General features: G+C 67.5%; 10 protein-coding genes and 3 pseudogenes. 9 read left to right on the top strand and 4 right to left on the bottom strand.

The annotated features are described in order from the left end of the window. The first annotated feature begins 118 nt into the window (after window positions 1–118). The gene (locus OG395_RS00050; RefSeq protein WP_327241065.1) at window positions 119–622 is read left to right on the top strand and encodes a hypothetical protein; all 504 of its coding nucleotides are present in this window, start codon (window positions 119–121) and stop codon (window positions 620–622) included. 44 nt (window positions 623–666) lie between these two features. After that, the gene (locus OG395_RS00055) at window positions 667–2,145 is read left to right on the top strand and encodes an ISKra4 family transposase (protein ID WP_442818718.1); all 1,479 of its coding nucleotides are present in this window, start codon (window positions 667–669) and stop codon (window positions 2,143–2,145) included. 1,445 nt (window positions 2,146–3,590) lie between these two features. On the opposite strand, the gene OG395_RS00060 is transcribed toward OG395_RS00055, so the two are convergent. Further along, window positions 3,591–4,454 (bottom strand): hypothetical protein, encoded by an 864-nt coding sequence (locus OG395_RS00060; RefSeq protein WP_327241067.1) that lies wholly within the window; start codon window positions 4,452–4,454, stop codon window positions 3,591–3,593. Between the two features lie 256 nt (window positions 4,455–4,710). Between OG395_RS00060 and OG395_RS00065 the strand changes: the two genes are divergently transcribed. After that, the gene (locus OG395_RS00065) at window positions 4,711–5,166 is read left to right on the top strand and encodes a hypothetical protein (protein ID WP_327241068.1); all 456 of its coding nucleotides are present in this window, start codon (window positions 4,711–4,713) and stop codon (window positions 5,164–5,166) included. A gap of 14 nt (window positions 5,167–5,180) precedes the next feature. Here the strand turns inward: OG395_RS00065 and OG395_RS00070 are convergent. Next, window positions 5,181–5,447, bottom strand: a pseudogene (locus tag OG395_RS00070) (ATP-binding protein); the annotation flags it as partial. Between the two features lie 20 nt (window positions 5,448–5,467). On the opposite strand from OG395_RS00070, the gene OG395_RS00075 reads away from it, so the two are divergent. Together OG395_RS00075 and OG395_RS00080 are read left to right on the top strand one after the other, a co-directional pair. Continuing rightward, complete coding sequence (locus OG395_RS00075; RefSeq protein WP_327249209.1) at window positions 5,468–5,722, top strand: ATP-binding protein; 255 nt, start codon at window positions 5,468–5,470, stop codon at window positions 5,720–5,722. 124 nt (window positions 5,723–5,846) lie between these two features. Further along, window positions 5,847–6,317 (top strand): NUDIX hydrolase, encoded by a 471-nt coding sequence (locus tag OG395_RS00080; protein WP_327241069.1) that lies wholly within the window; start codon window positions 5,847–5,849, stop codon window positions 6,315–6,317. Window positions 6,318–7,076: 759 nt separating this feature from the next. Here OG395_RS00080 and OG395_RS00085 read toward each other — a convergent pair. Then, a complete protein-coding gene (locus OG395_RS00085; RefSeq protein ID WP_327241070.1) occupies window positions 7,077–7,454 on the bottom strand; it encodes a transposase in 378 nt (125 codons plus the stop codon). A gap of 241 nt (window positions 7,455–7,695) precedes the next feature. Next, window positions 7,696–7,792: pseudogene (locus OG395_RS57915) on the bottom strand (helix-turn-helix domain-containing protein); the annotation flags it as partial. Between the two features lie 85 nt (window positions 7,793–7,877). Here OG395_RS57915 and OG395_RS57920 point away from each other — a divergent pair. The 4 genes and pseudogenes from OG395_RS57920 to OG395_RS00100 form a co-directional block, all read left to right on the top strand. Further along, a pseudogene (locus tag OG395_RS57920) lies at window positions 7,878–8,195 on the top strand (helix-turn-helix domain-containing protein); the annotation flags it as partial. Continuing rightward, window positions 8,172–8,819 carry a Tn3 family transposase gene (locus tag OG395_RS00090; RefSeq protein WP_442818719.1) on the top strand — a complete coding sequence of 216 codons (648 nt, stop codon included), beginning with the start codon at window positions 8,172–8,174 and terminating at the stop codon, window positions 8,817–8,819. The pseudogene OG395_RS57920 and the gene OG395_RS00090, both read left to right, overlap by 24 nt. Beyond that, window positions 8,758–9,954 (top strand): tyrosine-type recombinase/integrase, encoded by a 1,197-nt coding sequence (locus OG395_RS00095; RefSeq protein WP_327241071.1) that lies wholly within the window; start codon window positions 8,758–8,760, stop codon window positions 9,952–9,954. The genes OG395_RS00090 and OG395_RS00095 overlap by 62 nt, the downstream gene beginning before the upstream one ends. Beyond that, entirely contained in the window at window positions 9,951–12,413 is a 2,463-nt protein-coding gene (locus OG395_RS00100) for a tyrosine-type recombinase/integrase (RefSeq protein WP_327241072.1), read from the top strand. Before OG395_RS00095 ends, OG395_RS00100 begins: the two co-directional genes overlap by 4 nt. Window positions 12,414–12,430: the final 17 nt, after the last annotated feature.

Here is a 12,430-nt window from a genome sequence, read left to right on the forward strand (position 1 = left end):
AGGGTCCTTCGTTGGGGTGATTCGCGGGGGTTTGGTATATGCGTGGCGGGTCGGGTTTCTACCTTCGGCGGTGAGTCGTTCGCCGTCGGGTGGACGCCGGATGAGGGTGGGTGGTGTCGTGCCGTCGTGGATCGTCGCGTTGGAGACCAGGGAGAGTGCAGCCCGGTCGCGGGCCGAGGGGTTGCGTGAGCAGATCGGCGGGCTCTCGGAGTCGTTGTCGCAGGTCGAGATCGAGTTGTCCCGGCTGCAGATCACGCGGGAGACGATGAGCGAGGTGCTGTCCGCCCCGGCCGCGTCGTCTGTGCAGGTCCCGGAGGTGTTCGAGTCCCTGGGGCCGGTGCCGGTGGCCGGGTTGATGCAGGCCGCGGCGCTGCTGGTGGCCGCGGAGGCGGGCGGGGACCAGGCGGTGATTTCGCCGGCCTACCGGCAGATCGCTGCGGTGTTCGCCGAGCAGACCGGTGTGAAGAGGTGCAAGGACGTGTTGGCCGCGATCGGGGTGCCGGAGGCGACGGACTCGCAACGGGAGTCGATGCGGAGCAAACTCAAGCGCCTGGTCGCCCGCGGTGTCCTGGTCGAGGCCGAGCCGGGGCTGTTCGAGCTTTCCGCCGCGGGTGTCCGGTGAGCGCGGCTGGGACCGCCGGTGGCGCGCTCGCCGCGGCCGAGGACGTGTTCGCCGCCTCCACCGGCTTGTTCGAGCATGTGAAAGCAGACCTCGCGGGTCCCGGCACCGCGGTGATGACGCACTCGCAGTTGGAGGACATGCTCGGCTTGGCGATGCGGGAGGTGACCCGGTCGTTGTTCCAGGACCATCTACGGCTGCGGGCATTCACCGAGGTGCGGGTTGCGGATGTGGTGGACGCGCGCGGCGTGGAGCGCACCCGGATCGAGCGGGGCCGGACCCGGATCCTGGGCACGGTGTTCGGGAAGGTCACTGCGACCAGGATCGCCTACCGCGGGAGCGGCGTGGCCGATCTGCACCCCGCGGACGCGGTGTTGAACATGCCGGGCGGCATGTATTCGCACGGGGTGGCGAAACTGGCCGCGATCGAGGCCGCCCGCGGCTCGTTCGCCGAGGCCGCCCAGCGGGTCAACGCCCTGACCGGGGCCGGGGTCGGGTACCGGCAGGTCCTGGAATTGGCCGTCGGCGCGGCCGGGGACATCGACGCGTTCTACGACGCGCTCGTCCCGGTGCCGTGCACGGACACGACGCTGCAGGTGTTGTCGGTGGACGGCAAGGGCGTGGTGATAAGGCCGGAGGCGCTGCGGGAGGCCACGGCCAAGGCGGCCGCCACGAAAGGCGGCAACAAGCTGGACAAGCGGTTGTCCTCCGGGGAGAAGAACGGCCGCAAGAGGATGGCGACCCTGGGCACCGTCTATGACGCCGAGCCGGCCGTGCGCGATGTCGACGACGTCATCGCCGACCCCGACCGCGCGGGCGGCGGCGATGATCCCGAACGCCGGAAAGGCCCGAAGGCCCGCTCCAAATGGCTGTGCGGCTCGGTGAACGACACCGCCGCCGAAGTCGTTGCCGCGGTGTTCGATCAGGCCGAGCACCGCGACCCCGAACACGCGCGGACCTGGGTGGCCCTGGTCGACGGCGCACCCCACCAGATCGACCTGATCAACGAGCAGTCCGCGGCCAGGGGCATCGGCGTGCACATCGTCATCGACATCATTCATGTGCTGGAGTATCTGTGGGGCGCCGCCCACGCCCTGCACGAGACCGGCGACAAGACCATCGAGGCATGGGTCGCCCGCGCCGGCCGCACCATCCTGGCCGGCGGCGCCGTTCAGGCCGCCGAGCGGATCAGAGGGGCCGCGATGGCCGCCGGCATCGCAGTGGGCAAGAACAAGGGCATCGACGACGCCGTGGCCTACCTCACCAACAAGGCCGAATACCTGCGCTACGACACCGCGCTCGCGGCCGGCTGGCCCATCGCCACTGGAATTATTGAGGGCGCCTGCCGCCATCTGGTGAAAGACCGTCTGGACATTACCGGTGCCCGCTGGGGCCTGGCCGGGGCCGAGGCCGTGCTGAAGCTTCGCGCGCTGCGATCCAACGGCGACTTCGACGCCTACTGGGCCTGGCACGAGGAGCAGGAGTTCATCCGCAACCACCAGGCACGATACCGCCTCACGGCGTGATCAAAACAGAACCCTCACAGGAACTGCACCCAAATCCTTAAGTCCGTTATGTCGATTCATTGGTTCATTCGTGTACCGGCCCGTCATACTGCGGTACTACCGACGTAGCAGCTCGCCAAACAGGGTTTCACCTGCACGAACGTGGCTGTCCGGCACTAAGCCGAGCGCATCGTTTTAGCGACCAGCTACCCCAGCTATGGGGTAGTTGGCTCGCTCCAGTACATCTCGCCTTTGCGCTGTACTACAGGTACGAGCAACACTGGCAAAGCAACCTTGGCTCACATGAGTCAAGGTGAGAGCCCTGGTCCACTGGGTGCAACCAAGAACAAGGGCATATACGGCGGGACCCGTGTTGGCGCACGCCCCACCACACGAGAAGCCCCCGGAGCGGTCAGCTCCGGGGGCTTCTGCATGTACGAGGTGGCGGTCGGCCAGTAGCCCAGAGCGCCCAACCAAGACAACGACCAGGACCAAGAGCGGCAGACAGGGCGTGAGCTTCACCCCCGGCTGCTCACGAGCCCGACTACAACGGATGATCCAAAGCCGTGCGGGCACACGTCTCGAACTCGCGAATACGCTCCCAGCTCACGTCAGCCAGGCCGTCGACGTCAGTCGGCCCGTCACGGAGCACTCTCTGCACGGAACGAGAGACTGCCACGGGATGACCAGGGGGATACACGCCAGTCGCGCATGCCCAAGCAGTCATGGCCCGCACGGCCTCGTGAGCCGCACGGGCCACGTCGTCGGGCCCCTCCACCAGCACGAGAGCCAGCGCTTTGCTCGTGGCCGGCCTCAGCTCAACAACTCGCCTGCACAGCTCTGCCACTTCCACCCCGGGGTGATCGCCGGCGGCACCCTCGTACTGAACAGTGCCAATGGCTTCGCCGTAATCCACAGCCGCCTCCACGAAGGCTGCGTACGCTTGCCGCCGCCCATCTCGGCGCCAGTGCTCGTGCTGCGAGCGGCGCTGCATGGTGCCGTTCAGCCGCGCGGCTCCGAGAGCACCCACCATGCCCGAGCACGTACCAACAACTGCCGCGAGAGCAGTCATGATCCCTGGTTCCACAGTTCCCCCCTGAGCGCTTCGACTGGCCCTTAGCCTCGGGCTTTCACGAGCGGGCTTGTGCCGGTCTTGATCAGATAGGCGGGTGCTGCTGAGCAGTAACGATGGCACTTGCAAGGGTTTCTGTCCGCTGCAAGGAAAGAAGCACTCTCCAGGTGAACAAGCGCATCGGGTCGTATCCATCTGTCCGCGTCCAGGGCGGTGGGGGTGCGGTGGTCGCCGACCTTTGACCAGGTCGTACCTCTTCGAGACGGCGTCGCGTACCAGGCCGGCCCTGTCGGCCAGGTACGACAATCGCCCCTGACCGGCCTTTCAAAGGCGCCATCGTCGGCGGCCGGCTGTGGAGCAACGCCCCCTCTGACTGCCAGCCCCGCTCCGGCTATTACCACTGGCGCCGCAGCTGGACGCACTCCGCAGTGATCTGGGCGAGGAGGTCGGCGTCGTCGGCGGGCGCGGGGCGCTGCAAGCGGTGCAGCAGGTCCCGGTGCAGGCGCAGCGCGTCATCGCTTCCGGTGGCGGCCAGGACCGCTGACCACAGGGGACTGCCAGGGAGGGTCTTGTTCTCCGCTGTCTCCAGCAGCGTCAGTTTGTCCTGGTGGGTGAGGCGGCTCAGCTCACGCTGCCCGGTCTTGTCCCCTATCTCGCGCCAGGTGGTGACCCGCTCCTCACGGGCCGCCTTCTTCAGCGCCCCCATAACGAACGGCGCCAGGTAGCCGAGTTTCTCGGCGCGTTCTCGCTGCGCCTGGCGCTCCGCTGTCTCCTCTTGTTCACGCTGCACGGCCAACGCCCGCTCCACCCGCTCCCGTCGGGCGGCCTCGTTCCGCTCACGCTGCTGCTCCGTATGCTCGCGCCACTCCTTCTCCCGCTGAGCCGCGCGCCGCTCCTCCTTCTCCCGCCGAAGCGCGGCCTGCTCCTGGTCGTGCCGGACCCGCGCGACACGCACCACCTCCCGCTCCTCGGCCGTCACGTCGAGATCCCTCATCAGCTGAGTGGCCTCGGTGAGGAGGAAAAATGTGGGCTGTTCCTGCAGCCGGGCCAGGACGACCTGGCGTTGTCGGGCTCGTTCTTCGAGCTGCGCCTGACCGCGGCCGAGAGCCAGGCGCAGCCGGCCGATGTTCTCCGGGACCTTCTCTGCCTCCAGGAGCTGCTGGATGGTTCGCACCGCGCTGTACAAACGGTCCGGCTGATCACGCATGGCGCGGTCGAGATGCATCAGCGCGCGTTTGACCGGGTCGTCCTGACGCACGGTGCTCGCCGCCCGCGACCGGGAAGGCGCGACACTGACAATCGAGCGCCCCCCGGACTCACTGCGCCGCAGCCCCGTGACCATGGGCGCGCGGACGGCGTCGGGCCTGGTGGCTGCGTAGGTGAGAACGGGGAACGAATGTTGCTCAGTCTGGGCAGCGCTTCGTGACCGAGCTGCCCCGATGTGTTGGTGAGAACTGGAAGCAGGCTGAGGGCTCTGCCGTGGCGTGTCGGTGTCAGCGGGACATAATTCGGGAGTGGACCTGAGACCGGAGTTGCTGCCCCCGCCTGTGAGCCAGGAACAGCTCGACGAGTTGAGCGGCGAGATCACCCGGATTGCCGACCTCGTGACCTGTGGTTCCGAGGAGGCGGGCGAGGCGATCCGGACCTTCAACTCGACGACCGGCCACGACTACGAGGCCCTTGAATTCGCCGAGTACGAGGGATTTCGGAGTCTGGAGGAGTTCGCGAGGGAGGCAGCCCGGCCTGTCCACCCACGGGTTGCAGACATCACGCGGGACGAACTCGCCGAGATCGTCCGACGACTTCGGGGCGCCTTCCCGGAGAGCGACTACTACCTGCGGCTCCTCGAAGCGAATGTGTCGCATCCCCGGGTCAGCGACCTGGTCTTCTATCCCTCGGATGGTCTCCAGGACGCCTCGGAGGAGGAGATCGTCAGCGAGGCCATGAAGTACCGGCCGATCGCGCTCTGAGCCACGCGCATGGGTCAGCCGGCCACGACTTGTTGCTCGGAACGGGCTCGGGTGGTGGCGAGGCGGTAGGAGTCGGTGCCGGTCTCGATGATGTTGCTGCCGAAGGTGAGGCGGTCGACGATGGCCGCGCAGAGGCGGGGGTCGGTGAAGGTCTTTGTCCAGCCAGAGAAGGATTCGTTCGAGGCGATCGCCACGCTGTTCTTTTCCTCCCGCTCGGTCAAAACCTGGAAGAGGAGTTCGGCGCCGCGGCGGTCGAGTTCCATGTAGCCGAGCTCGTCAATCTATGCGGATATCCGCATAGATCGACGAGTTCGGCTACCTCAATCTGGACAAGAAGGGCGCTCGGCTGCTGTTCCAGATCTTCACCGAACGTGAGGAGTGCAAGGCCACCGCGGTGGCCACGAACTCACCTTTCGCCGAGTGGGACAAGATCTTCGCCGACCCCAGGCTCTGCGCGGCCATCGCCGACCGCATCACCTTCCGCTGCACGCTGATCCAGACCGGTACCGAGTCCTTCCAGTCCACCGAAGCCGACCGCCAGGCCACCGCACGGTGATGAGGCTCTCTGAATCCGGCTCTGACCGGAATTGCGTGAAAGCTCAGCTCGGTGACCAACTCCGTTGGTCGCCCAGGGACAGCGGTTCTAATCTGACGAGGTGATGAAACCGGAGGGGAGCCTGGTGCCGCGCCCGAGCGCGCGCGTGGTGTTGCTGGACGACGCCAGTCGGCTACTGCTGTTCTCCGCCCTGAACAAGGAGGACGGTTCCGTCCGGTGGTTCACCCCTGGAGGCGGGCTCAAGCCAGGCGAAACCCACGAGCAGGCAGCCCTGCGGGAGTTGCAAGAAGAAACCGGACTGACGAACCTCTCGCTGGGTCCGGAAATTTGGCGAGGGCGCCCGTGGACAGCGGTCCGGGGCAGCGTCGCTTATGAGGTTCGCCAGCGCTACTACATGGCCCGGGTGCCTGCGTTCCAGGTCGATACCTCGGCTTTCGAGGAGATCGAGAAGGCCGCGATCACCGGGCACCGCTGGTGGACCATAGCGGAACTGGCCGCGACCTCGGATGTGCTGCGGCCGACTGAGCTGCCGAAACTATTGGCGTCCTTGCTGACCGACGGCCCACCGGACCGACCGATCCCCGTAGACGGCTGAGCCCACGTCCTTAAGCACACCGCCGACCAATAGCCGACCGAACGCGAGGCCGGGCCCTTCCGAACCGCGCCTGTCAGGGACACGGACCAGCAGGACCCGGGACAACCAAACTATCGGCTCACGCTGCATCGCGACCCCGGACACTCCCGGCCATCCCGACACCGCCACATGTCACCCGATAGGGGTGGCTCCCGAGTTCGTTGCCGATCATGGACCTGCGCTAAGGTCCATCCCCTCCACGGACGGACCAACGTGGCTCCCAATCCCGTTGCCCCAGTGGCTCCCGTTCACCGGTTCAGGCACGGATTCCGTGAAGTGGATCAGGTCGCCTGAGGGTCCGTCACGGTCTGTGGTCGGCCCGATTCTTCCCCGGACGCCGAGACCGGGCGACTCGCGGTGAGAGAGAATGCTCGGCATGACGACTTGAAGAGCACCGGCCGGGCGACAGCATTGGCGAAAGGTCGGGGGCTGGGACACGATTCCCGACGGCGACCGACTGGTCTGCGCCGCCTGCCGAACGTCCGCCTGCTCGTACCAGTATCGCTTCCATCCGCCCGAGTCCTCCATGTTCGAGCGCTGCATCGGACTCGCCTGGTGTGCAGGTTGCAGGATCTACTCCGGCAACATGGTGTACGTCCCGCGGAAGCGAGTCCTGGTCGACCTCCTCGCCTCTCTTCCTCCTGAGCAGCGAGAGCGGCTTCTACGTTCGGAAACGCGAGTGATCGAGTTCCTGGACCGCCAGGCCCGAGGCGGCAGAGGTTAGGGTCGGCGGCTGGCCGCGATCAGGAGGAGCCGCTTGCGCAGCAGCGGTGGTTTCGCTCTGCCGAACATGCTGCGCTTGAGGGCTTTCAGGTCGTTGACGCGGCCCTCGACGGGCCCGGAGGACCAGTCGGTGCTCATGCCGTAGACGACGGCGTCGAGGTCGGGGATCAGTCCGGCGGCGAAGCCAGCCAGGCCGCACTGCTCGTCCGCGCAGACGTCGGCGATCCAGTGCCGCAGCCGGTCTCCTTCGCGGTTGGTCATGATGGTCGCGAAGGTGCGGACGTGGCCTGCGGCGGCCGTGAGCTCGGGTGAGCGGGCCAGCAGGTTCTTGAGCTGCTGCTGGTCGTCGTGGCGTAGGTGGTCCGGGTGGCGCATGATCCGGCCGGTGGCCTCGCGGGGTGAGGGCGGCCTCGCGATCGGTGGTGGGCTCCCGGCAGCCCGACGGTCGGAACGTAGCGGCCGGACGTAGTCGCGCAGGGTGCTGTAACTGCAGCGTGCCCCGCGTCTTGCAGCTCGCGATGGAGCCGGGACACGTTCGTGCAGCCCTCGGCGATGCGCTGATCGAGGTAGGGCTTGAAGGCGTCGAGCTTGCTGGTCCGGTTCTGCCACTGGCCGTGCAGCATCGCCTCTGGACTGGCCGCGCGGGCGTACTTGCGGACGGTGTTGCGCCCGAGACCGAGGCGTCTGGCGATCTCGCGCAGACTCAGGCCCTGCTCTACCTGGGCCCGGGCGGCGGCGTGGGTGTCGCGGAGCCGGTCGAGGAACTTCCCCTGCGGGTAGGGCTCGGACGGTTCCTCGGTGCTGGAGCGTCAACTCGGCAAGGCGAAGGTGCGGTTCAACCCGAGCGATCGAGTGTTTCTGGCGGCGCTGCTGCATCGGCTCCCGCTGGACGTACTGCGCCGACTACGGCTGCTCGTTCAGCCGGACACCGTGCTGCGCTGGCACCGCGACCTGGTCGCACACCGCCACGCTGCCACGTCACACCCGAAACGACCGGGACGGCCGCGTACCGTGCAGTCCATCCGCGTTCTTATCCTGCGCCTGGCACGGGAGAACCCCAGCTGGGGCTACCGCCGCATCCACGGCGAACTGATGGTCCTCGGCGTGAAAGTGGCCTGTCCCGCTCGAAAATACGAATTCGCGGCTGTGGCCCGCACGTTTGCTGATCCACGGCTGACCCCGGCGCTGACCCGCCCGATCCGCTGGGAACTCATAGCCCAGCAGTACGACCAGATGATCAAGTACGCCACCGCGATCCGAACCCGCACCGCGTCCACCGAGGCGATCTTGCGGCGCTTCACCCGCAACGCCTCCCACCCCACCTACGCGGCGATGCTGGAGGTCGGACGCGCGCAGAAGACCATTTTCGTAGCCCGCTACCTGCGGCTGCGCGACCTTCAGCGGGAGATCGAGGAGGGCCTGAACGTCATGGAATCCTCCAACGGCGCCAACAGCGTGATTGCCTACGGCAAGGGCGGGGAGATCGCGTCGAACCGGCGCGACGAACAGGAAATGTTCGTCCTGTGCCTGCGCATCCTCCAGTCCGCCCTGGTCTACCTGTTGACTGAACTACTGGGAGAGTTTGCGCAGTTCAGCGGACAACCTTTGAAGCGACTGGCTATGGTCCCGGCTCGTGATCGAAAGAGATGGGCAGGGTCGGGATCTGCGGACGTTGGTCGTGCCGCGGGTCGGGTCGTTCCGGGAGAGCGGCGATGTGTGGGAGCCGTACCGGCTGCTTGATCCATCCGGAACCGTTGTCGAGCCGGTCACGGTGTACCTGAAGGACCTGCAGGGCATCGGACGACCAGCGACGACACAGCGGTCGTACGGGATGGACCTGCTGCGTTGGTTCCGGTTTCTGTGGGCGGTCGAGGTGCCATGGGACCGGGCGACCCGGGACGAGGCCCGGGACTTCTCCCGCTGGATCCAGATCAGCGACAAGCCGGACCGTGCCGGTGCTCCGGTCGTGCCGGCCGCCCCGAACCCGGTCACGGGGAAAGCCGGGCCGGGCCGCAAGTACGCGCCGACCACGCGCGGACACAGCGAGAGCGTCCTGCGGGGCTTCTACGACTTCCATCGTGACACCGGGTCGGGGCCGATGGTCAATCCGTTCCCGCTGGTCCGACGCGGTGCCAGGGCCCATGCCCACCACAACCCGATGGACCTTCACCGCAACGAGCGGTCGGGGCTGTACCGTCCGCGGCACGTCCAGCGGGTGCCGCGCTGCATCCCGGACGAGAAGTTCAATGAGGTGTTCGCCCGGCTCGGGTCGAACCGGGACCGGGCCCTGGTGGCCTTGTGGGTGTCCACGGGTGCTCGTGCATCGGAACTGCTGGGCGCGCACTACGGCGATGCCGATCCAGGCCAGCAGCTGATCACGGTGATCCGCAAGGGCACTCGGGCGATCCAGCAGTTGCCGGCGGCGCCGGATGCTTTCGTGTGGCTTCGGCTTTACCAGGCTCAGATGCACGGCCTGGTGCCTGCGGGCCAGGATGATCCGCTGTGGTGGACGCTGCGGCGCCCCTTCGCGGCGCTCAGCTACCACGCTGCCTACCGGATGTTCAGCCGTGCGAATGCCGCGTTGGGGGCGAACTGGTCGTTGCATGACCTTCGCCATACCGCGGCCTACCGGATGGCCCGCGATCCCCTGATGTCACTCACCGACGTGCAGTGGGTCCTTGGTCATGCACATCTGAGTACGACTCAGCTCTACCTAAACCCGCTCACCGGGGACGTCATCGCGCAGGCCCTGGCTCACCACGCCCGCGTGGCGACAGGCGCCGCCGCGGCGGCAACGGTACCGAAATACAGCCCGTCGGCGATGTCCTACCGGCCGGAATCGCTGAACATCCTGTTCGGGGAGGGCACCGCGTGACCGCGCAGGTCCTGGCAGCGGCACGCTCCCCGCAGCGGCAGCACAGTCCCGAGGTGGCGGCGATGCTCAAGCGCTTCCCGCCCCGCCGCCGTGAACAGCGCTGGGCCGCCACCGAGCAGACACGCGAGCAGGTGGCGGAGCGGCTGCTCGCACCTCCGTTCACGCTGGCCTCGTCGGCCGCGCAGTCCCGGCGCCGGACCGGCCTGACCAAGACCCTGGCCTGGCTGGAGCAGTCTCCCGGGCAGACATGGCAGGACCGCTGGCGCGCCAGCGGGGCGGACGAGGTGGGCAACATCGCCTGGCGGCACACGGCGACGGCGTGGCTCCAGTCCAGCGGCTGGTCCTACCAGGACCCGAAGAAAGACTTCGACGCTCTCGGCAGCGGCATGCTCGCGCTGATCAGCGGCGATGTCCTCCGGCCGAGTCTGACGTGGTTGCTTACCCCGGGCACCGTGCAGATCCTGACCGCCGAGATGGCACGCAGTCGCGACCCGGAAGGGTTCGGCGCCCTGGCGGCTGTCTGCCGGACCGACCCCGCCAACGCTCACACCAAGGACGGCGCGCTGCGTCGCATCGCCACCTTGATGGCGGCCAAGGGCGGCAACGTCCGCGATATCACCGTCGGAGACTGCCTGGAGATGGCGGACCTCCTGCTCAGCCTCGGCGCCGACAGCGGCCGCGCGGTCGACACCAGCGTGTACTTCTACCAGTTGCTGCATGCGGCCGGCGTGTTCCCGGAGGGCGCCCTGGCGACCGTCCGGATCTTCAATCCCAAGAACCAGGGCCAGATCAGCGTCGAGCAGATGATCGACCGCTACGGCATCACCTGCCGCGCGGTGCGGGACCTGCTGGTCGACTACCTGCGCGAACGCGCCCTCTGCGTCGACTACACCTCCTTGCGAGCGGTGGCCTTCAGCCTGGGCAAGCTCTTCTGGAAGGACCTGGAGGACCACCACCCCGGGATCGCCTCCCTGCGGCTGTCCCCCGCCGTCGCGGCCGGTTGGAAGCAGAGGATCGCGCTGAAGACGATCCGCAGCGCGACCGCCGACGGCGACACTGTCGAGATGCAGGCCCCGCGCGCGGATCGTGGCCTCCAACACCTGGCCGTGGTGCGGGCCTTCTACCTCGACCTCGCACAGTGGGCCATGGACGATCCCGCACGCTGGGGCGTCTGGGCGGCGCCCTGCCCCATCCGGGAGGAGGAGATGTCGCGCCGGAAGGAGAAGGCGAGCCGAAAATCGCGCATGGACCAGCGGACCCGGGAACGGTTGCCCGTCCTGCCGGTCCTGGCCCAGACGGTCGATGCTCAGCGCCGGCTGACGGCCGAGCGGCTCGCCAGCGCCCGCGCCGTCTGCCCGGGAAACGACTTCGCCGTGGCCGGCAAGCGCTGGCACCGGCCGGCCACCAAGAATCCCGCTGCGAGGGTCTGGGCGGTGGACCCCGACACCGGGCAGCGCATCGACCTCACGCTGGAGGAGCATCGCGCTTTCTGGTCCTGGGCCATTGTCGAAGTCCTGCGGCACACCGGAATCCGCATCGAGGAGCTGACCGAACTCTCCCATCACAGCCTGGTCCAGTACCGGCTGCCCGGCACCGGGGAGCTCATCCCGCTGCTGCACATCGCCCCGTCCAAGACCGACGCCGAGCGCCTGCTCGTCATTAGCCCCGAGCTCGCCGACGTGCTCAGTACGCTCATCAGCCGGATCCGCGACGAGAACGGCGCCGTCCCGCTCGTGCTCTCCTACGACAGCCATGAACGGGTCTGGAACCCGCCCATGCCCCTGCTGTTCCAACGGCACGTCGGGTTGGAGAACCGGCCCATCCCACCTTCCGGGATAAGGCAGTTGCTCAATGACGCACTCGCCCGCACCGGACTGGCCGACACCGCCGGCCGACCGCTGACCTTCAGCCCCCACGACTTCCGCAGACTGTTCATCACCGATGCGATCATGAACGGCATGCCGCCCCACATCGCGCAGATCGTGGTGGGCCACCGCGACATCAACACCACCATGGGCTACAAGGCGGTCTACCCCGAGGAGGTCATCAACGGCCACCGAGCGTTCATCGCCCGCCGCCGCGCCACCCGCCCCAGCGAGGAATACCGGACTCCGACGGACGAGGAATGGGAGGAGTTCCTCGGCCACTTCGAACGCCGCCGGGTCGCCCTGGGTGACTGCGGCCGTGCCTACGGAACAAGCTGTGTCCACGAGCACAGCTGCCTGCGATGCAGCCTACTGCGGCCCGACCCTGGCCAGCGGCATCGCATCGTGGCCATCCGCGACAACCTGCACGACCGGATCGCCGAAGCCGAGAAGGAAGGCTGGCTCGGTGAGGTCGAAGGGCTCAAGGTCAGCCTGGCCGGAGCCGAGGATAAGCTCGCCCAGGTCGACCGGCGTTCCCACCAGGGAGCCGTCGTCGATCTCGGCATTCCTACGACCAGGAGCGAGGATCGTTGAGCACTGGCGCAGATCAG

Origin of the sequence: Streptomyces sp. NBC_01320 (assembly GCF_035974375.1) — a bacterium.
Classification (GTDB): Bacteria; Actinomycetota; Actinomycetes; order Streptomycetales; family Streptomycetaceae; genus Streptomyces; species Streptomyces yanii.